Source organism: Empedobacter sp. EJD.6dd (assembly GCF_057369435.1).
In genome coordinates this window covers 1,504,202-1,523,786 of the sequence record NZ_CM170667.1, presented here as the reverse complement: position 1 = coordinate 1,523,786, position 19,585 = coordinate 1,504,202, and the positions used below count along the sequence as shown (strand labels likewise).

At 29.6% G+C, this 19,585-nt stretch carries 19 protein-coding genes; 8 read left to right on the top strand and 11 right to left on the bottom strand.

Features of this window, described 5'->3' with window-relative positions:
- The first annotated feature begins 56 nt into the window (after window positions 1-56).
- Window positions 57-1,133 (top strand): glycine cleavage system aminomethyltransferase GcvT, encoded by a 1,077-nt coding sequence (gene gcvT, locus AC2I98_RS07155; RefSeq protein WP_486413909.1) that lies wholly within the window; start codon window positions 57-59, stop codon window positions 1,131-1,133.
- 293 nt (window positions 1,134-1,426) lie between these two features.
- Here gcvT and AC2I98_RS07150 read toward each other — a convergent pair whose 3' ends face one another.
- The 9 genes from AC2I98_RS07150 to AC2I98_RS07110 all read right to left on the bottom strand — a co-directional run bounded on the left by AC2I98_RS07150 (window position 1,427) and on the right by AC2I98_RS07110 (window position 12,546).
- The gene (locus tag AC2I98_RS07150) at window positions 1,427-1,924 is read right to left on the bottom strand and encodes a DinB family protein (protein WP_486413908.1); all 498 of its coding nucleotides are present in this window, start codon (window positions 1,922-1,924) and stop codon (window positions 1,427-1,429) included.
- Between the two features lie 89 nt (window positions 1,925-2,013).
- Window positions 2,014-2,454, bottom strand: a complete 441-nt coding sequence (locus tag AC2I98_RS07145; protein WP_486413907.1) for a hypothetical protein — start codon at window positions 2,452-2,454, stop codon at window positions 2,014-2,016.
- Entirely contained in the window at window positions 2,435-4,243 is a 1,809-nt protein-coding gene (uvrC, locus tag AC2I98_RS07140; protein WP_486413906.1) for an excinuclease ABC subunit UvrC, read from the bottom strand. The genes AC2I98_RS07145 and uvrC overlap by 20 nt, the downstream gene beginning before the upstream one ends.
- Complete coding sequence (locus AC2I98_RS07135) at window positions 4,243-7,353, bottom strand: UvrD-helicase domain-containing protein (protein ID WP_486413905.1); 3,111 nt, start codon at window positions 7,351-7,353, stop codon at window positions 4,243-4,245. Before AC2I98_RS07135 ends, uvrC begins: the two co-directional genes overlap by 1 nt.
- A gap of 135 nt (window positions 7,354-7,488) precedes the next feature.
- Complete coding sequence (locus tag AC2I98_RS07130; RefSeq protein WP_486413904.1) at window positions 7,489-8,109, bottom strand: outer membrane beta-barrel protein; 621 nt, start codon at window positions 8,107-8,109, stop codon at window positions 7,489-7,491.
- A gap of 151 nt (window positions 8,110-8,260) precedes the next feature.
- A complete protein-coding gene (locus AC2I98_RS07125) occupies window positions 8,261-9,928 on the bottom strand; it encodes a M56 family metallopeptidase (RefSeq protein WP_486413903.1) in 1,668 nt (555 codons plus the stop codon).
- A gap of 84 nt (window positions 9,929-10,012) precedes the next feature.
- Window positions 10,013-10,390 carry a BlaI/MecI/CopY family transcriptional regulator gene (locus tag AC2I98_RS07120; protein WP_486413902.1) on the bottom strand — a complete coding sequence of 126 codons (378 nt, stop codon included), beginning with the start codon at window positions 10,388-10,390 and terminating at the stop codon, window positions 10,013-10,015.
- 132 nt (window positions 10,391-10,522) lie between these two features.
- Entirely contained in the window at window positions 10,523-11,140 is a 618-nt protein-coding gene (locus tag AC2I98_RS07115) for a porin family protein (RefSeq protein ID WP_486413901.1), read from the bottom strand.
- A gap of 155 nt (window positions 11,141-11,295) precedes the next feature.
- Window positions 11,296-12,546, bottom strand: coding sequence for a 3-deoxy-D-manno-octulosonic acid transferase (locus AC2I98_RS07110; protein ID WP_486413900.1), 1,251 nt, complete (start codon window positions 12,544-12,546; stop codon window positions 11,296-11,298).
- A 100-nt stretch (window positions 12,547-12,646) separates the two neighbouring features.
- Between AC2I98_RS07110 and AC2I98_RS07105 the strand changes: the two genes are divergently transcribed.
- From AC2I98_RS07105 to AC2I98_RS07095, 3 genes are all read left to right on the top strand, one after another.
- Window positions 12,647-13,762, top strand: a complete 1,116-nt coding sequence (locus AC2I98_RS07105; protein ID WP_486413899.1) for a DegT/DnrJ/EryC1/StrS family aminotransferase — start codon at window positions 12,647-12,649, stop codon at window positions 13,760-13,762.
- A gap of 94 nt (window positions 13,763-13,856) precedes the next feature.
- Window positions 13,857-14,870 (top strand): UDP-glucose 4-epimerase GalE, encoded by a 1,014-nt coding sequence (gene galE, locus AC2I98_RS07100; protein ID WP_486413898.1) that lies wholly within the window; start codon window positions 13,857-13,859, stop codon window positions 14,868-14,870.
- Window positions 14,871-14,873: 3 nt separating this feature from the next.
- Window positions 14,874-15,278: an NUDIX hydrolase gene (locus AC2I98_RS07095; RefSeq protein ID WP_486413897.1), complete on the top strand. Its 405-nt coding sequence runs from the start codon at window positions 14,874-14,876 to the stop codon at window positions 15,276-15,278.
- Between the two features lie 46 nt (window positions 15,279-15,324).
- Here AC2I98_RS07095 and AC2I98_RS07090 read toward each other — a convergent pair whose 3' ends face one another.
- Window positions 15,325-15,780, bottom strand: a complete 456-nt coding sequence (locus tag AC2I98_RS07090; protein WP_486413896.1) for a copper resistance protein NlpE — start codon at window positions 15,778-15,780, stop codon at window positions 15,325-15,327.
- Window positions 15,781-15,865: 85 nt separating this feature from the next.
- On the opposite strand from AC2I98_RS07090, the gene AC2I98_RS07085 reads away from it, so the two are divergent.
- The gene (locus AC2I98_RS07085; protein ID WP_486413895.1) at window positions 15,866-16,375 is read left to right on the top strand and encodes a methylated-DNA--[protein]-cysteine S-methyltransferase; all 510 of its coding nucleotides are present in this window, start codon (window positions 15,866-15,868) and stop codon (window positions 16,373-16,375) included.
- 50 nt (window positions 16,376-16,425) lie between these two features.
- Here AC2I98_RS07085 and AC2I98_RS07080 read toward each other — a convergent pair whose 3' ends face one another.
- Window positions 16,426-16,905, bottom strand: a complete 480-nt coding sequence (locus tag AC2I98_RS07080; protein WP_486413894.1) for a copper resistance protein NlpE — start codon at window positions 16,903-16,905, stop codon at window positions 16,426-16,428.
- A 160-nt stretch (window positions 16,906-17,065) separates the two neighbouring features.
- Here AC2I98_RS07080 and lipA point away from each other — a divergent pair, with 160 nt between their 5' ends.
- The 3 genes from lipA (at window position 17,066) to AC2I98_RS07065 (ending at window position 19,579) form a co-directional block, all read left to right on the top strand.
- Window positions 17,066-17,935 carry a lipoyl synthase gene (lipA, locus tag AC2I98_RS07075; RefSeq protein WP_486413893.1) on the top strand — a complete coding sequence of 290 codons (870 nt, stop codon included), beginning with the start codon at window positions 17,066-17,068 and terminating at the stop codon, window positions 17,933-17,935.
- Between the two features lie 85 nt (window positions 17,936-18,020).
- Entirely contained in the window at window positions 18,021-18,809 is a 789-nt protein-coding gene (locus AC2I98_RS07070; RefSeq protein ID WP_486413892.1) for a GLPGLI family protein, read from the top strand.
- A 2-nt stretch (window positions 18,810-18,811) separates the two neighbouring features.
- Window positions 18,812-19,579 carry a GLPGLI family protein gene (locus AC2I98_RS07065; protein WP_486413891.1) on the top strand — a complete coding sequence of 256 codons (768 nt, stop codon included), beginning with the start codon at window positions 18,812-18,814 and terminating at the stop codon, window positions 19,577-19,579.
- The last annotated feature ends 6 nt before the right edge of the window (window positions 19,580-19,585 follow it).

Sequence of the window (19,585 nt, the reverse complement as noted above, 5' to 3'; positions counted from 1 at the left end):
ACGAATTATTTCCTTATTTTTGGGAGAATTATAAACTTATTCAAAGCAAACAAACAATGAAAGTAACTGCATTAAACCAAAAGCACAAAGATTTAGGTGCAAAAATGGTTCCTTTTGCTGGATATGAAATGCCAGTGCAATACGCAGGTGTTAACCAAGAGCACTTTGCTGTTCGCGAAAAAGTTGGTGTTTTTGATGTTTCTCACATGGGACAATTCTTTATTAAAGGAGAAAAAGCAACAGATTTATTACAGCATATTTTGACAAATGATGTAACGAAAGTTGCAATTGGTCAAGCACAATATAATGCAATGCCAAATGAAAAAGGAGGAATTGTAGATGATTTAATCATTTATAAAATGTCTGATGACGAATGGTTGGCAGTTGTAAATGCATCTAATATCGACAAAGATTGGGAATGGATGAACAAACACAATACGTTTGGAGCAGAGTTAACAAACAAATCTGATGAAATGTCGTTGTTAGCAATCCAAGGACCAAAAGCAATCGAAGCTATGCAACCATTAACGGATATTAATTTAGCAGAAATTCCTTTTTATCATTTTGCTGTAGGGAAATTCGCAGGCATTGATAACGTTATTATTTCAGCTACTGGTTATACTGGTTCTGGAGGTTTCGAAATATACTTTGCAAATGAAGCAGCAAACGAAATGTGGGACAAAGTAATGGAAGCTGGTAAATCTTATGATATAGAGCCTTGTGGTTTAGCTTCCCGCGATACGTTACGTTTAGAGAAGGGATATTGTTTATATGGAAATGATATCAACGACGAAACAACTCCTTTAGAAGCAGGTTTAGGTTGGGTAACTAAATTGGATACAAATTTTATTTCTTCTGATATTTTGAAAGCACAAAAAGAAGCTGGAGTAGAGAAGAAGTTAGTTGGTTTCAAAATGATTGAAAGAGGAATTCCTCGTCACGATTATAAAGTAGTTGACGACAACGAAAATACAATTGGTATAGTTACTTCAGGAACTCAATCGCCAATGTTGAAACAAGGAATTGGTTTAGCTTATGTAAACACAGATTTTGCAAAAGTTGGAACAACAATTAGAATTCAAATTCGTGATAAAAATATTTTAGCAGAAGTTGTTAAAACTCCTTTTGTTTAAAAAGATATTGATATATTAAATCATATATAGCTTCTGATCATTTCGGAAGCTTTTTTTATGAATTCATATTATTTGATACTTTTATGAGTGTCTTATTTAGATAAATTAAAAAATACTAATTAAAAAGTGTGAATCTAATAAAAATGTTAAGATTTATTAAAAATTATCTTAACATGATTTGCTTTTATATGATATATGTTATAGTTTTGAGTAAACAGTATTACTGATCAGTAGTATTCAATTAACACTAATTATGATTTTAAGGCTTCTCAAAAAGAAGCCTTTTTTTTATTTTAAAATTTCTGAGAATCTGCACTAGGTCCATAACTTGATGGAAGGGTAATTCCTAATAAACGATAATAAACACCTAATTGAGCACGATGATGTGTAATTTGATTTAACGCATGTCGAATCGCTTCGTATTTGGAATAATCCGCATAAATAGTTTCTCCAGCTACAATTTTCCAATTTTTATCTAAATCATTATCAGATGCATTTTCTAATGCATGTTTACCAGCTTGATAATCATTATTTAATTTTTGTACCAAGTCGTCAACCGAAGTATAATTTGTCGGTTTGTAATCTCCAGCAGCGAAATCTAATTTTTCTGTTGCTAAAATCAAAGCTGGCCAAGCAAATATTTCTACAATATGATTTGTCAAAGTTGTTATATCCATACTTTTTTCATGCGGTTTATAATCTGCTTTATCACTTGGAAATTTTGCTACAAATTCTTTCGTAATTTGATATTCGTTTTGCAATTCTGTTGCTAATAATTTTACTATTGTCATAATGTTCTGATTTGTAGTAAAAAGGTACAACATTTTGGTTTATAGATAAAAAAAAACAGCTTTACTAAATTGTAAAACTGTTTTATATTCTAAATATCGTCCGTATATAAATCGATAATAGGTCGAGGTTTTTTACGTTTAATTTGTGTTAACCAATAAACAAAAATACCTATTCCATTCCCAAAAATAATTACTGTGATCCAAATGAGACGATCATCACTTTTTATTAAATTCGGATTTTTTAAGGCATGTACAATAAAGTATACAAAGGAAATTACTCCAGTAAAAAAGCTCATCAAAACTAAAAAGATAAAAATGATAAGATTTCCCAATAAAGCACTCAAAAGCGATTTAGAGTTTCCTAAATGTCCAAGTTGCGCATCGAGCGTGCTGAACATTGAATAAAAAATTCCAAAATAACTTAACAAGCCTAATATAAATAAGGTGATTGGAACAATTGCCAAAGTAGCTTGTAGCTTTGGATTGTTCAAAAGAGAGGTTAAATCTCTGTCAATTAGTAGATTTTTCATCATTCGAAAAATAATCTTTTATTTTTTTTGCTTTAGATTTTCCTATACAATCGGTTAACTCTAACAAAGATGCATTTTTTATTCGTTCAACCGATTTAAATTTTGTTAATAATTCTTTAATTGTTTGCGGACCGATGCCTTCTATTTCTTCTAAAACCGAATTATAGGCATTTTTGCTGCGTCGATTTCGATGTCGAGTAATCCCAAATCGGTGCGATTCATCACGTACATGTTGAAGAACTTTTAAGGTCTCAGAGTTCTTGTCTAAATACAAAGGATATGGATCTTCTGGGTAATAAATTTCTTCCAAACGTTTTGCAATTCCAATTACGGATACTTTTCCACGTAAACCTAAACGATCAATTGATTTCAAAGCCGAACTTAATTGTCCTTTTCCACCATCAATCAAAATTAATTGTGGTAAAGATTCTCCTTCAGCTAAAATTCGAGAATATCGTCTTTCAATCACCTCTTCCATTGTTGCAAAGTCGTTGGGTCCTTCAACAGTTTTGACATTGAAAATACGATAATCTTTTTTGCTTGGTTTTCCATTTTTGAACACCACACAAGCTGAAACTGGATTGGTTCCTTGAATGTTAGAATTATCAAAACCTTCTATATGTCGAGGCTCTTCGGGTAATCGTAAATCAACTTTCATTTGATTCATGATGCGATTGGTATGACGATCTGGATCGACAATTTTGGTTTGTTTGAGCTGTTCTAAACGATAAATTCGTGTATTTTTTAACGATAAATCAACAATATGTTTTTTATCACCAATTTTTGGAACTGTTATTTTTCGGAACGGAATTTCTAAACTTAATTCGAATGGAACATAAATTTCTTTCGAAGTTAAATTAAATCGTTCCGAGAAATCAATAATTGCTCGTTCCAATAAATCTTCATCCGTTTCGTCCAATTTCTTTTTCCATTCTTCAGTATGCGATTGTATAATTGCACCATGATAAATTTTCATAAAATTGACGTAAGCATATTCTTCGTCCGAAGAAATCGAAAAAACATCAACATTGGTAATGGTAGGCGAAACAATTGTCGAACGAGATTGATAATTCTGTAACGCTTCGATTTTTTCTTTGATGATTTGCGCTTTTTCAAACTTCAAATCCGATGCATATTTTGTCATTTGATTGACCAAATATTGTTTTGCTTCGTTAAATTCACCTTTGATAATATTACGAATCGCCGAAATTTGCTCGTTGTATTCTTCCTCGGTTTGATAAGCTTCACAAGGCCCAAGACAATTACCAATATGGTATTCCAAACAAACTTTGAATTTATGATTTTCGATGTTTTTCTCGCTCAAATCATACGAACATGTTCTAACTTGATACAATTCTTTAATCAAACCCAATAAAATCTTCATGGTTTTGACATTAGAATATGGACCAAAATATTCAGAACCATCTTTTATAACGTTTCGAGTAGAAAATATACGAGGAAAACGTTCATTTTTGATACAAATCCAAGGATAAGTTTTGTCATCTCTTAATAGAATATTGTATCGAGGTTGATGTTCTTTAATTAAATTATTTTCCAACAACAACGCGTCATATTCAGAATTTACGTTTATGGTTTCAATATTATCAATATTGCTCACCAAAACACGCAATCGTTTCGAATCGTGTTGTTTATTGAAATACGAATTCACACGACGTTTCAGGTTTTTCGCTTTACCAATGTATAACAAATCTCCTTTTTTGTTATAATATTGATAAACACCTGGCGTTTCGGGTAAACTCGCTAATTTTAATTTTACATTTTCATTCATCAAAATACCTCTACAACATTTATTTTTTGCTGTTCATCATCAATATAAATCAAGATTTTTGTTTGAATTTTATAACCTAAATTATTGAAAAATTCAGCATATCTATTTACTTGAAAATGATGATCTAAATCGGGTTGACCAGTTTTATAATCGATAATTGAACAATTATTTTCAGAATCAATTACAACACGATCGGCTCTAAATATTTGTCCACTTTCATCGATAAAATCGCGTTCATTCAAAACCGTTAAACCTTCAGCAAAATATGGAACTAATTTAACATCTTGTAATAAGTTTTGCAAGGTTTTTTGAAGATGTTCTACATTTTCCACAGAAATTGTTCCGCGTTGTTTTTCACTTTCGATGATTTTTGGTAAATCATTTTGTGTAACAATTTGTGACAAAATGTTATGAACGGTATTTCCAAATTCAGTAAACTTTAATTTTTCTTGCGCTTTTTCTGAATTGGTGTTAATCACTAAACGAGTATTCCAATCCGAAGAATAAATTTTTAGTTCAGCCGAAGAATTTTCAATGACTTTTGGAGTTGAAATTCGTTCAGGAGAACCCTTTAGAATAACTTCATCCTCAGAAAAACCTTTACTGAAAACAAATTCATGTAAATAATTGGCAATATTTTTTGACTTTGATGATTCTTTTGGTTTTTGGGCAATCATATATAATTGCTCTTTTGCACGTGTTGTAGCAACATAAAGCGTATTAATTTCATCTAATTGAACCAAGTTTTCTTCTTCGTCAATCTTTGATTTTATCGCTTCATTTTTGATTGATTTTAATTCATTATTAATTCCAACATAAAACGTTTCGAACGGATTTTCTTCATCTTTTTGTAACGGAATCCAAATTTTAGAATTCTTACTTTGCCAATCCAAAAACGGTAAAATAACAACAGGAAATTCTAATCCTTTTGATTTATGAATTGTCATAATTTGAATCGCATCAACACCTTTTGGTGTTTTGATACTTGCTTTATCTTTGATCGTTGACCAAAATTCAAGAAAGGAATTAAGATCTGATTCATTTTTTGATGAATAATCTAAAATAACATCCAAAAAGCTGAGAATGTAAGCAGGTGAACGTTCTTGTAAATGTAACGTTCTAACCGCTTTTTCGGTGAAATCGTATAACGAAAGATTTTGATCTTGAATGAAATCTAAATCAATTGCAAGTGATTTTGTTAATTTTAAAAACTTTGGTAAATCTCCTTTTAATGCTTGTTCAACAGTAATTGTTAAATCATTCGTTTTGAATAATTCTAATTCGTAAGCGACCATTAGAAAGCGAATTTTGGATTGTTCGTCTTGCGGATTTGATGTTATTTTGAACAAAAATTCAATTAATTGTATTTCGAATGAATTTTTAAGTAACAATGCTTCATTTGAAATGACAACCAAATTATTTTCGGTCAAATATTTCGCCAACAAAATTCCTTGCGCATTACTACGAACCAAAATTGCAATATCACTTAACGAAAATCCATTTTCTCTGCAATCTTCTATTGTTTTAAGAACTAAATCTAAATTTTGTTCTTTAAACAAATCTTTCGAACGACCTTCTTGCTCAATAAAATTTATTTTGACAAAACCATCTTTTTGTTGATTGGTTAATTGTTTATTACCGATTTCGTATAAATACTGAAAACTTGGTAAATTAAGCTGAGGCGCAATAAACGAATACAAGTCATTGTTGAATTGAATAATATTTTCGTGACTTCGCCAGTTTTTTTCTAATTCTTCTACCTTGATATTTTCTTCTTCTTTTCGATCAATTAAATCAATCATTTGTGCTGGATTTCCTCCTCGCCAACGATAAATAGACTGTTTTACATCGCCAACCAACATAATTGTGTCAGATTGCGCACGCGCATTTTCAACCAATGGATTTAAATTGTTCCATTGTAAAGTCGAAGTGTCTTGAAATTCATCAATAAAATAATGATTGTAACGAGAACCAATTCGTTCGTAAATAAAATTGGCAGGTTGTTGTTGCAGATTTTTACTGATGATGGTATTGAATTCGTTTATTAATAAAACATTTGAATCTTTTTTGATTGAATCCAATGATTTTTCAACCTCATTAATCAACGAAATCGAAGAAATATTTTTCTGAATTGAGGTTAATAAAAGTAAGTGATCATTGATGTTTGCAGCTTTTTCGAACAAATCTTTCACTTGTGGAAAAATAGATTCGGCAGTTGCATCTTTCACCTTCGAAAGATAACCACCTTCTAAAACATCTTTTGTATTGGAATCGGTTGGTAAAATCAACCCAAAACCATCGAAATTTTTTAATTTTTGAAAGAAAGCAGCAATTCCACGACTTTTGCCTGGTAATTCGTTCACGGAAATTCCATTGTTTGCAAGCAATTCAAAAAACTCATTTCCGATTGTAATTAAACCATCTTTCAACGTTTTGATATCATCAAAAATAACTTTTCGGTAACGAATAAATTCGTCTAACGAAATATTTTTTAACTTTTCTAAATCTTGTAAATGTCGATCGTTCGAAATGTCAGAAGTATCAGAAGAAAGCGTTTTTCGGATATCCCACGATTTATTTTCGTCCATATTATCCAACGCAATTTTGATCATGGTTTGCGTTAGTTTTTCGTCTTCTCCAATTTTTGAATACAATAAATCAACCGATTCGTTGATGATTTCTGTGGTATTCATTTCGACATCAAAATTCATCGATAAACCTAAATCTTGCGCGAATGATTTCATCAAACGAAGATTGAATTTATCAATAGTTGAAATAGAAAATTTTGAATAATTATGAAGAATTGCAATCAGAATATTATACGCTTTTGTTTTGATAATTTCTGGCTTCATATTCAGCTCTGAAGCTAATTCGAGAATATACCGATCTTCTTTTGGATTAGGGTTATTAGCGATTTCTTCTAATGTTTCGATTATACGTTCTTTCATTTCACCAGCAGCTTTATTGGTGAATGTGATGGCTAAAATATGTTCGAAATGATAATCGCTTTCATTCGTCAATAACAACGAAAGAAATTCTTTTACCAACGTATAAGTTTTACCTGCACCAGCGGATGCATTGTAAATTTTGAAATCGCCTGCTTGTAACAAATTCTGAATTTTTAGGAAAGTTAAACAATCTTCTCAAAAGTAGAAAATCAGAATGCCAAAACATGACGTACTAAAAAAAGGAAACTCTATAGAGTTTCCTTTTTTAATATGTTTTTGAAAGAATGTAACGACTAATTAGAAAGTGTATTTAATTCCAAGTTTTACACCATTATCAACACCAGAATTTAATCCGAAGTTAAACTCATTTGATGCGTCACCATCTTTAGGTTTTACAGAAGACCATCCTAATAAACCAAAAGTTGCCTCTATAGACCAATTGTCAGATAGGTAGTAATCTAAACCTGGAGCTAATTGTACACCAATATTTGTGTATTTATATTCTATTGATGTTGTATTATTACCAATTGAATTTTCATTAGTAATTTTACCAAATCCAAATGGTACAGCTAATTCACCAAAAATAAAGAAATTGTTAGCAACATTCCAATATTTTCTAGCTAACGGTTTAACTATTAATAAATTTTCTTTTTGAGTGTTAACAATATTATTCGTGTTTTCAGTTTCAGTTTTGCTACCCTTGTAACCAACACCTAATCCTAATGCAATATCTTCTGAAATAAAAGTTCCTACTTGTGGAATAAAGCTATAAGATTGAACATTTCCTTCGTGTGATGAATTGAAACCAGCTTGTCCCATAATGAACCATCTTCCATCTAATGATACACTTTCTTTTTCTTGTGCATTAACATTTATTCCAAATGCTAATACGGTAGCTAATAAAATTAATTTTTTCATGAGAGTTAAATTTGTGGCAAATGTATATTGAGGTTAGTATTTTTTAAATGATATTTATCATTAAGTTAAACTTAAGTATTTAATAAACAGATAAAATAAAGTCGCTTAAATTTAAGCGACTTTATAAATATTCTTAAATAAATTAAAAACATTAATTCTTATCCTTTTTACGTTCTTCTTTTTGTAATTTTTCTAATGCCTTTATTTTCATTTTAGTAGTTTGTTCTTCACTTTTTAGTTCTTTCATTCGTTGATCTAATAGTTCAGATAATGGCTGATTTGTTTCATTAAATTCGTAATTAACAGTATATCCATTTTTTGGAAGAATTTTAATATTCATATCATTACCTTCATATTTTGAATCTACTTTTATATTTGTGATATTTTTTGGGAATTTTGATAAATCAAATTCTTTATTTTCAAGTGTTCCATTTTTAATTTTTGAAATATAAATTTTGTCTATATCAGAATTCTGTATTTTATGTTCTACACCATTTTTATCAGTATAAATTGATAATCCATTACGAAAAGTAATCTGGTTAGTAACCATTGACATTTTAGCAGAATTTGCTTTTTCGATATCTTTTTTTGAAACTTTTGGAATATCCTCTGCAGAGTTGAAAATTTTGATTATACTTGAATCTTTTTTGATGATTTCTATTAAACCTTCATTCTTCTTTACAAACATTTTATCAATATCCTTAGGATCTATTCTTTGTAAAACTTTTCCATCTGTTCCGTATAAAACTGTTGGAACCAAATCTTTTTTGAAAACGATATCTTTAATTTTGATAGAATCATTCAAGATGATATCTCCAGCATCATTTAAAATAATTTTGTTTTGAGGATTATTTTTTAAAATTTCTTTTAATTGATCTTTTGTAAGTACCTTTTCTATTTTAGGAGCAGTTTGATCTTGTTCGATTTTTTTTGAATTAAGAAGTGTATCTCCTAAATTATTTACTTGATCAAAAATAAGCTCAGCTTGTGATTGTACAGGTTTTTCTAAAGCTTGTTCTACTTTTTTAGCTTTTTTTTCTACTTCTTGTGCGAAAGATTTTTGAGAAAATAATACAAATGCACTCAATATAAAAGGTAATGATGCAAACGAAAGAATCTTTACTTTTCGTTTCGATGTATTTTTTGTCATCATAAGTAGGCGTTTTTTGGTTAGAATAAAATTGAAATTACTTGCCATCATTGATGGATTTTGTGTTGCAATACAATCTAAAATTTGATGTTGATAGGTCTTTAAATCAGAATTTCTTTTCAAAACATACTCATCTGCTAAAAACTCATGATTTAGTTTAATCGATTTTTTGTAGTAATAAATAAATGGATTGAACCAAAAAAGAATCTGAAAAACTTCAATTAATAAAATATCAAAGCTATGTTTCTGAATACAATGTGCTTTTTCGTGATCAATTAAATTTTGATGTAAATTTTCAAGTTGCTTTTTTGGGATAAAAATATACTTCCAAAAACTGTAAGGTTGATTTGAATCTAAATCGAGAATGTAAGTAATTTCTTGATCTTTGATTTTTTCTTCTGTTTTAATTTTAAACATTAATTCGTATAAATTGTAAATAAAACGTATTAAAAAAACAGCTCCAATTATAATATAAATCAGATTCAAAATATCTCCAAAATTAACACCTTCTTGTTGTTGCAATAATTCAGGATTTTGCATTAAAAAGGCTAAAAGTTCAGGTGAAATATTTGTTTCATTAGCTGTAATGGGCAAATCGATTTTGTACAAAGGTGCAATCAACGAAAACACTAACGAAAACAAAAGATAAAATCGATTGATTTTATACATGCTTTCGCGTTCCAAGAAAAGTTTATAAAAAGAATATAAAAATCCAGAACATAGAATAAATTTTATTAAAAAAGCAACCATAGGCTATTTCTTTTTACGGTCTATTTCATTATCAATGATGTCACGTAATTTTTCTAATTCCTCGACAGACATATTGTTTGATTTAGCAAAAAATGAAGCAAATTGACTTGTTGAATTATTAAAGAAATTATAAATCATTCCTTTTACTTCTTTAGAAAAATAATCATCTTTTTTTACCAAAGCGAAGTATCGACGCGAGTTTCCCATTTGCTCGTAATCAATATAACCTTTGTCGTGCATTCTTTTTAATAGAGTAGAAATTGTTGTGTTAGCAGGTTTTGGATCGTCATAGGAATCGATAATATCTTTTGCAAATACTTGTTTTCCACTCCAAATTACTTCCATCACTTCTTCCTCTCTTCTTGATAATTTAACTTTCATATCTACAACTGTAATTTAATTACTACAAATATAGAATTTAATTTAATTTGACCAACTTATTTTTGAATTATTTAACGACTTTGCACAAAAAAAGGAGCAAAAAGCTCCTTGATATTTTAAATTGAAATGATATTACATTTCGGCTAATTTGTATGCTACACCAACACTAAAATAAGTGTTTGTAATTTTGTAGTTGTCGTTCATTCCCTCTGGAAAAACATTGTTGATGTTTGACAAACCTTTTGTAAAACGAGCATTGATTTCTAATTCGTCTGTTACTTTGTAACCAGCTCCGAAGTTTAATCCGAAATCAAATGTTTTGAAATTGTCTGTTACTTTAACTTTTGTATCAGTTTTTCCTTCTTCACTTTTCGCTTTAGCAGAAACTAAGAAACCCAATTGTGGACCAAATTCAAGATTTAATCCATCCATAATTTCATAACGTCCCATCAATGGAATATTAATATTATGTGTGACAATTTTTGCTTTAGAGTTATCCGTAGTTTTTAAGCCAGCTCCTTGTTTAGAATACAATAACTCTGGTTGAAAACTTATTTGATCTGTTACTTTATAGTTGGCATATCCACCCACATAAAAGTCAGTTCTAAATTTAGTTTGATCATCATATAATTTTCTTGAGTCACCAGAAAGTGTAGAAAAATTAAGTCCTCCTTTTACTCCTAAATCAATTTGCGCGTTAGCTGCACTTAATCCACCGAAAAGTGCTATTCCTAAAATAAGTTTCTTCATTTTTTTATTACTTAAGTTTGAGTTATTTATATTTAATTCAAAAGTAAAGTTTTATTCATAGATAAAAGATTGATTTGTTCTTTCAAAAATCAATAACGCTTTTTGATTCACAATTTCTGTGCCTTTTTTGTTAAAAATTGATAAAATTTTAAGATTTACAAAATATCATTTAAATATTCTAAAATAATTTTAGTCGCATTTGGTGAATTTTGAACAAAATCTCCAGCTTTTTTTCCACTTTCTTTTCGGAAATTTTCATCATTCATCAAACGATTCATTATTTCATTAAATTCAATTTGATTCGAAATAGAAAATCCTCCGCCAACTTCAATTAAATCCACAGCTTCTTGAAATTTCTTATATTTTGGTCCAAAAACTACCGGATTACCAAAAGTAACAGCTTCTAATGTATTGTGAATTCCCGCTCCAAAACCACCTCCAATATAGGTGATATCTGCGTACGAATATACCTTAGACAAAATACCAATTGTGTTAAGAATAAAAATTTTTGAATCAATTAATTCTTGTGTAGAAGTTTTTTCAAAATCTGAATATTTTACCGATTTTTGATTGATTTTAGTTAAAAAAGAATTGATTTCAGTTTCATTCAAATTATGAGGTGCAAAAAGAATTTTCCAATTATCATTTAATTTTTGATTGATCAATTCAATAAATAATTCTTCGTCTTTTGGCCATGAACTTCCAACGACAATTAATTTCGAATTCCCTTTGAAATTCTCCATAAAATCTAAACGATTATCTTGATGAACAATCTGTTTTACACGATCAAATCTCGTATCACCTGCAATTGTATTTTGAGTAATTTGAATAGAATCTAATAAATTTTTAGATTTTTGGTTTTGAACAAAAAAGTGATTGATTAAACTTAACTTTTTAGCAAACCAATTATTTCCACCCTTTTTGAAAAAGTTTTGACTTTCTCTAAAGATAGAAGAAACTACGATTGTAGGAATGTTGTGCTGATGTAAAGCTGAAATTAAATTGAACCAATATTCATATTTTACTAAGATCAAAATCTCAGGATCTAAAATCTGTATTAGTTTCTCTGCATTAGATTTTGTGTCCAATGGCAAATAGAAAATCAAATCTGCGCCTTGATAATTTTTTCTAATTTCATAGCCTGAAGGTGAGAAAAATGAAACCGCAATTTTATGCAAAGGATATTTTTCTTTTAGTGCTTCTATAACAGGTCGACCTTGTTCAAACTCTCCTAAAGATGAACAATGTACCCATAGAACTTTATCGGTTTTAGAAATTTTAGAAGCTATTTTTTCTTCCCAATTTTTGCGACCGTTTACCCAAAGTTTTGCCTTTTCATTAAAATTCGATGCCAATTTTAGCGCCATTCCGTACGCCTTGATTGATGTGTTATAAAATCCTTGCACAATGTTGCAAAGTTAAAAATTTAGAATGAGCTTTTTTTGTACATTTGTTGTAATAATAACGACTTTTTAAAGTTGTAGATTTTGAAAGATTCATTAAGTTATGAAAAAAATACAAATGGTTGACTTACAAAGTCAATATCAAAAAATAAAAGGTGACGTTGATGCGGCAATTATGAATGTTTTAGATTCGGCTGCTTTTATTAATGGACCAGAAGTAAAACAATTCGAAACTGAATTACAAGAATATCTTAACGTAAAACATGTTATTCCTTGTGGAAACGGAACTGACGCTTTACAAATTGCTTTGATGGCTTTAGGTTTAGAACCAGGTGATGAGGTAATTACTGCTGATTTTACATTTGCTGCAACTGTTGAAGTAATTGATTTATTAAAATTAAATTCAATTTTAGTAGATGTTGATTATGATACATTTACAATTGATACTGAAAAATTGAAAGCTGCAATTACCCCAAAAACAAAAGCAATTATTCCAGTTCATTTATTTGGTCAATGTGCAAATCTGGACGAAATTATGGCTATTGCAAAAGAGCATAATTTATATGTTGTAGAAGATACAGCGCAAGCAATTGGAGCAGATTATAAAGGTCAAAAAGCAGGTACAATTGGTCATATTGGTTGTACATCTTTCTTCCCTTCTAAAAACTTAGGTTGTTACGGAGATGGTGGAGCAATTTTTACAAATGATGATGATATTGCACATCGTTTACGTGGAATTGTAAATCACGGAATGTACAAACGTTATTATCATGATGAAGTAGGTGTAAATTCTCGTTTAGATTCTGTTCAAGCTGCAGTTTTACGTCGTAAATTACCTTTATTAAATGATTATAACGCAGCTCGTAACAAAGCAGCAGCTTATTATTCAGAAGCTTTCAAAGATATTGATGCTTTATTAACTCCAGTAAAAGGTAAAGATACAACACATGTTTTTCATCAATATACTTTACGTGTAACAAATGGAAAACGTAATGAGTTACAAGCTTTCTTAACAGAAAAAGAAATTCCTGCAATGATTTATTATCCAGTTCCTTTACGTAAACAAAAAGCATATGATAACGGACATTATAATGATGCAGATTTCCCTAATACGAATAAATTGGTAGAAGAAGTAATGTCTTTACCAATGCATACAGAATTAGATGAAGAGCAATTAGCTTATATAACATCTGCTGTTCGCGAATTTTTTGGAAAATAATTTATCCTAAAAATAACCTAAAAAGCTTCTGATTAGTTTCAGAAGCTTTTTTATTTTCCTAAATTTGATTTCACTATAAAAACTAAGAATTAAAATGAGTAAAATTTTAGTAACTGGCGGTTTGGGTTACATTGGCTCGCACACAGTTGTAGCTTTACAAAATGCAGGTTATGAAGTTGTGATTATAGACGATTTGTCGAATACCGAAATTGGTGTTTTAGATCGTATTACTTCTATTACAGGTACAAAACCAAACTACTTCGAAATCGATTTAAAAAATCAAGAAAAGGTAAACGAGTTTTTTAAAACAAATAAAATAGACGGAATTATCAATTTTGCGGCGCATAAAGCAGTGGGTGAATCTGTTGAAAAACCGTTGATGTATTACCGCAATAATCTTTTAGGATTAATCAATCTTTTAGATGCAATGAAAGATTTTGATGCAGATAATATTATTTTTAGTTCTTCTTGTACGGTATATGGACAAGCAGATAAAATGCCAATTGATGAGCAAACGCCTTTAAAGAAACCTGAATCTCCTTATGGTAAAACAAAACAAATGGGAGAGGAAATTTTAGAAGATTTTTCTTCAGCTTTTGATAAAAATGTAATTTGTTTACGTTATTTCAATCCAGTAGGTGCGCATCCAACAGCTAAAATTGGAGAATTGCCAAAAGGAATTCCGAATAATTTGATTCCATATGTAACGCAAACAGCTGCAGGAATTAGAGAAGCTTTATCTGTTTGGGGAGATGATTATCCTACACGTGATGGAACGGCAATTAGAGATTATATTGATGTAAATGACTTAGCTGATGCGCATGTAAAAGCGGTGACAAGATTAATCGAAAATAAAAACAAATCGAAATTAGAGTTTTTTAACCTTGGTACAGGAACAGGTTCTACGGTGTTAGAAGTTGTAAATGCGTTTGAGGAAGCAAATCATCTAAAATTAAATTACCAAATAAAAGAGCGTCGCGCGGGTGATATTATCGAAGCTTATGCAGATAATTCGTTTGCAGAGAAAGAATTGGGTTGGAAACCAGAAATTCAGTTAGCTGAAAGTATGCGTACAGCTTGGGAATGGCAAAAAAGTTTAGAAAAATAAAATATGATTCAGTTACCAACAGCAGGTTTATTGGTTATTAATGATAATAGGCTATTGCTTACATTTAGTAAAAATAAAAAAGCGTGGTATTTGCCAGGAGGTAAAATAGATGAAGGTGAAACATCTGAATCTGGTTTGATTAGAGAGATTAAAGAGGAATTGAATGTTAATCTTGATAATGAAAAATTAAGATTCTTTTGTCATATTACGGCTGAAGCTTACGGAGAACAAAATTTGTTGATGGAACAGGATTGTTTTTTGTATGATTTGAAAGAAGATATAAAGCCAACAAATGAAATTGAAGCTGTAAACTATTTTAGTTTCGAAGAGTATTTGAACGAAGAAATTCAAGTAATTGGTGTTCTCAAGGTTTATGAAGAGCTTAAGAAAAATCAATTGATATATTAAATGAAAAAGCCCAATAAAATTACTTATTGGGCTTTTTTTGTATTGATTATTTTATCTTTTTCAAAATATATTTGTCTTTTAGATTTCCAGAAATTTCTTTTCCTTGTTGATCCAAAACTTTCAATCTATTTTCTTCAACTTTTAATACTAAAGGGCTTACATTCGAATTTAAGTGCAATACATTTCCTGAAGCGTCCCATTTATAAAAACCTTCGTCTTGGTAAACGGTTTCTTTTCCTAAATATTCTTGTTCAATAAAAAAGTTTCCATCTTTCTTTATCTCAACACTATATTTTATTCCTTCGCAATCGGCACAAGGTAAAGTTCCCTCATATTTTCCAGTCCAGTCCAAAGAATTTTTAGCATTGTGATCTGTTATTGCAATGATTGCAGGTATAGCATTATCGACACTATTATTTTTTTGTTCTTGTTGAACACCTTTTGACTGACAAGAGAATAATATGAATGAAGCGAAAACACTCGCAAATATAGATTTTTTCATAAATTAATTTTATGATATTTTTAACAACAAATTTGATACCAAATTACGGGTATATTTTTCTAACTTTCAACTAAAATTTTATAAAATGTTTTACTCTAAAAAAATACAAACTCCTTTGGGAGAAATGCTTGCGATTAAATCAGAAAAAGGACTTTGTATGTTAGAGTTTTTTGATGGAAAATCGACAGAAAAACAACTAAAAGAAATTGAAAATTTAGGGGAAATCATCCCAAAAGAAGAAGATGATATTTTGAATCGTTTGGAAAATGAATTGAATGATTATTTTGATGGAAATTTAAAAGAATTTACAATTCCACTTGATTTGATAGGAACTGATTTTCAGAAAAAAGTTTGGAACGAGTTAATAAAAATTCCGTTTGGTGAAACACGATCATATAAAGATCAATCTATAGCAGTTGGAGATTTATTAGCTATTCGTGCAGTTGCAAATGCAAATGGTAAAAATAAAATAGCGATTGTCGTACCTTGTCATCGTGTAATTGGTTCGGATGGCTCTTTGACTGGCTATGCAGGAGGTAAAAAACGAAAACAATTTTTGTTAGAATTAGAATCAACTCAGTTGAATTTATTCTAAATCATAATCCCGATAATTAATTATCGGGATTATGATTTTTTGAGGTTATATTATTTCTTAATCAAAACATATTTATCAGCTAAGGGACCTTTCATTTCTTCGCCTTCTTCAGATAAAACAATTAATTTATTTTCTCCAACTTTATAAAAAAATCTGTTTTTGTCTTTTGTGTCTAAATACAAAGCGTTGTTGTCAGCTGTCCATTTAATGTATCCTTCATTTTCAAATTTTTTATTTTGCTTCAAATATTGAGTAGTAATTTTAATAGATTCATCTTTATTTAATGTAACTGTGGTTTTTATTCCAGCACAATTAGAACATGGTAAAATACCTTCGTAGGTTCCAACCCAATCAAGTGTTGTTTTTGCACTATTGGTGTTTGTTTTTCCGATATTATACAAATTATTGGAAGAGTTTTCATTAGAATCGTAAATGCTTCTCTCATTTGTAGAAAACTTCATATCATTGTTAGTATTACAACTAACGATAGTTAGAAAAAATAATAGAGTAAGAATAATTGATTTTTTCATCTTTTTATAGGTTAGAGTATTCTTGTTAATCCAAAAAATATTCCAAAAAATGTTAAAGATGATAATTTTATTCAGTTTACTAATCGAAACATAATCTATTATTTCGGATGTAATATCTTCCAAAAAATCTTTGTAAATTAGCCAATCAGAAAAGTAATGTATGAGTGTTGAGCTATTACCAGATGGAAGAGTAAAAAAACCTGAATGGTTACGTGTAAAATTACCTACAGGGAAAAAACATCGTGAATTAAGAGGTTTAGTTGATAAATATAAATTAAACACCATTTGCCAAAGTGGAAGTTGTCCAAATATGGGTGAATGTTGGGGTGAAGGAACTGCAACATTTATGATTTTGGGAAATGTGTGTACACGTTCTTGTGGTTTTTGTGGTGTAAAAACTGGCCGTCCAGATCAAGTGGATTGGGCAGAACCTGAAAAAGTAGCGCGTTCTATTAAATTGATGCAGATTAAACATGCAGTTTTAACTTCTGTTGATCGTGACGATTTAAAAGATATGGGATCTATTATTTGGGCAGAGACAATTCATGCAGTTCGTAGAATTAGTCCAGGAACAACAATGGAAACATTGATTCCAGATTTTCAAGGTATTGAAAAACATATCGATCGTATTGTAGAAGCTGGACCAGAAGTTTTATCACATAATATGGAAACTGTTCGTCGTTTGACGCGCGAAGTTCGTATTCAAGCAAAATATGATCGTTCGTTAGAAGTTTTACGTTATGCAAAAGAAGCTGGACAGCGTCGTACAAAAACTGGAATTATGCTTGGTTTAGGTGAGTTCGAAGATGAGGTTTTTGAAACAATTCAGGAAGTAGCAGATGCAAATGTAGATGTCATTACAATTGGACAATATTTACAACCAACAAAAAAACATTTGCCTTTAAAGGAATTTATTACACCAGAACAATTCAAAAAATACGAAGATTTTGCTCGTGGATTAGGATTCCGTCATGTAGAATCTGGACCATTGGTTCGTTCTTCTTACCATGCTGAGAAACATATTTTATAAAAATAAATAGAACTATAATAGTTAGAAAGAGTTACAATTTTTTGTAACTCTTTTTTTATTATATTTAAATAATAATCAATTTAATATGAAACAATTTTTAACACTACTTATTCTTCTTTCAAGTTTTGCGCAAGCTCAAGTTTATGAAGTTCTTGTAGAAACCAAGTATAATCCAGAATATACGGCAGAATATTTAGTAAAATTTTATGAAGACATAAAAGATCCTGAAACGAGGAAATGGTATATAGAACAACATACAAATGCAAAACCGATTGAATTTAAAATTTATTTTTCAAAAACAGAGTTAAACACAATTGAACAAGAAAAAATTGACAATCAACAAGGGATTCAAGGTGAAGTCAAGAATTACCCTCCTGGTTTGATATATGGTCTTACTTATTCTAATCTCGTAAAAGGAGAAAACTATAGAAAAGTTGATCTTTATGGAAAAAACTACATTGTTAAATCTCCTTTAGAAGAATTGGATTGGACATATACCGATGAAACAAAAGAAATTCTTGGTTACAAAACATACAAAGCAACGGCTAAATACAATAATTATAATGTAGAAGCTTGGTTTACCAAAGAAATTGATTCGAATTTCATGCCAATATTAGTAAAACCGATTGAAGGTTTTGTGTTAGAAATGAATATTTTTCTTAAAGCAGAAAATGTTGGTAAAGTGAATAATTACATTAAAGTACTTAAGATTAATAAAAATGCTAAAAAGTATAAGTTTAAAAATCCAATAATAGAAACTAGCAAAAAAGATAATGTTGTAACGCCTCAAGAATTTCAAAAACTTGAAGAAGAAGCAAATTGTAAACGAAGCGAAATGTATAATAACAATAATGGTGTAGATAAATCAAATTAACTATGAAAAAACTATTAACCTTAATCATCATCATTTCAAGTTTTGCAAAAGCGCAGTTTTATGAAATAACGTACGAAACACAAGTTCAAACGCATTACAATGAAGAAGGATTAAAATGGTTTGAAGAAGCAGTTGGTGGTGATAAGCAGCAAATCAAGAAAATGATTGAGATGAATCAAAATCCACCAAAGGAAACATTTAAGTTTATTTACAATGAATCGTTAAGTAAATCGGAACATATTCGTCGTATAAATAATAATCAAGATAATGAATCTATGATTTCTAAAGTACCAATGAATATGGGAGGGATTGTTGTAAATGATTATAAATTGAATCAATTCTCATATGAAATAGATGTTTATGGTAAAAATTATTTAGTTAAAGATAATTTAATACCGATTAATATTACTGATACAGGAAAAACAAAGGATATAATTGGATTTAAAGCTTATGAAGCGAAAGGTAAATTAAATGATATTGATATAATTGTTTGGTACACAAAAGATATTCCATATTTATATACACCAGATATTTATTCGACTTCAAAGGGTTTTATTTTAGAATTGCATTATAAATTAAATTTTGATAATTCGGAAATGATTAACTCGTGGATAGCAATTGCTAAAAAGGAATCTAAGAAATCGCCGAAAATAAGTTTACCCAAAAAAGGAATTGAGGTAAAAGCAAATCAAATTGATGCAATTTATGATGAAGCCAATAATAAAATGAATGAATTGAGAAATAATAGCGAAGGCGTAGACAAAAAATAATTAACC

Coding starts and splice junctions, on each gene's coding strand:
- galE (WP_486413898.1), top strand. CDS start 13,857: ATGAGTAAAATTTTAGTAACTGGCGGTTTGGGTTACATTGGCTCGCAC.
- AC2I98_RS07115 (WP_486413901.1), bottom strand. CDS start 11,140: ATGAAGAAACTTATTTTAGGAATAGCACTTTTCGGTGGATTAAGTGCA.
- AC2I98_RS07105 (WP_486413899.1), top strand. CDS start 12,647: ATGAAAAAAATACAAATGGTTGACTTACAAAGTCAATATCAAAAAATA.
- AC2I98_RS07090 (WP_486413896.1), bottom strand. CDS start 15,780: ATGAAAAAATCTATATTTGCGAGTGTTTTCGCTTCATTCATATTATTC.
- AC2I98_RS07125 (WP_486413903.1), bottom strand. CDS start 9,928: ATGTATAAAATCAATCGATTTTATCTTTTGTTTTCGTTAGTGTTTTCG.
- AC2I98_RS07065 (WP_486413891.1), top strand. CDS start 18,812: ATGAAAAAACTATTAACCTTAATCATCATCATTTCAAGTTTTGCAAAA.
- uvrC (WP_486413906.1), bottom strand. CDS start 4,243: ATGAATGAAAATGTAAAATTAAAATTAGCGAGTTTACCCGAAACGCCA.
- AC2I98_RS07080 (WP_486413894.1), bottom strand. CDS start 16,905: ATGAAAAAATCAATTATTCTTACTCTATTATTTTTTCTAACTATCGTT.
- AC2I98_RS07150 (WP_486413908.1), bottom strand. CDS start 1,924: ATGACAATAGTAAAATTATTAGCAACAGAATTGCAAAACGAATATCAA.
- AC2I98_RS07145 (WP_486413907.1), bottom strand. CDS start 2,454: ATGAAAAATCTACTAATTGACAGAGATTTAACCTCTCTTTTGAACAAT.
- AC2I98_RS07095 (WP_486413897.1), top strand. CDS start 14,874: ATGATTCAGTTACCAACAGCAGGTTTATTGGTTATTAATGATAATAGG.
- gcvT (WP_486413909.1), top strand. CDS start 57: ATGAAAGTAACTGCATTAAACCAAAAGCACAAAGATTTAGGTGCAAAA.
- AC2I98_RS07070 (WP_486413892.1), top strand. CDS start 18,021: ATGAAACAATTTTTAACACTACTTATTCTTCTTTCAAGTTTTGCGCAA.
- lipA (WP_486413893.1), top strand. CDS start 17,066: ATGAGTGTTGAGCTATTACCAGATGGAAGAGTAAAAAAACCTGAATGG.
- AC2I98_RS07120 (WP_486413902.1), bottom strand. CDS start 10,390: ATGAAAGTTAAATTATCAAGAAGAGAGGAAGAAGTGATGGAAGTAATT.
- AC2I98_RS07085 (WP_486413895.1), top strand. CDS start 15,866: ATGTTTTACTCTAAAAAAATACAAACTCCTTTGGGAGAAATGCTTGCG.
- AC2I98_RS07130 (WP_486413904.1), bottom strand. CDS start 8,109: ATGAAAAAATTAATTTTATTAGCTACCGTATTAGCATTTGGAATAAAT.